We start from the raw sequence: 543 nt of genomic DNA on the forward strand, positions 1-543 counted from the left end.
GAGCAGTGGCGTGACCGTGTCAGTGCCAACCGGGCCGTCGCCTACCGCATCCACGAAGACACCGTGCGGGGCCGCTGGTATCTGACCGCGTCCTGGACCATTCCACCGGTCACCACCGTGCCACTGGCGGCAGCCCGTGCGGGCGGCCTGATCGGCGTGGACACGAACGCCGACCATCTGGCTGCCTGGCGCCTGGATGCCCACGGCAACCCCGTCGGCCAGCCGCTGCGCTTGGGCTACGACCTGACCGGCACCGCCGACCACCGCGACGCGCAGGTCCGCCACGCGCTGATCCGCTTGCTGCACTGGGCCAATCGCCACGGCCTCGCCATCGCGATCGAAGACCTCGACTTCAGTGCCGAGAAGACCCGGGAGAAGCACGGCCGCCGCACACGCTTCCGCAAGCTCATCTGCGGCATGCCCACCTCCAGGCTGCGGGCCCGGTTGGTGTCGATGGCGGCCGAACTCGGCATCACCATCGTCGCCGTCGACCCGGCCTACACCTCCAAGTGGGGCGCCCAGCACTGGCAAAAGCCCCTCACC

The 543-nt window shown here is 70.0% G+C and carries 1 pseudogene; it reads left to right on the forward strand.

Features of this window, described 5'->3' with window-relative positions:
• Positions 1–543 (forward strand): annotated as a pseudogene (locus tag ACYVPE_RS40010) (transposase); the annotation flags it as partial.

The organism is Streptomyces mayteni (assembly GCF_054783955.1).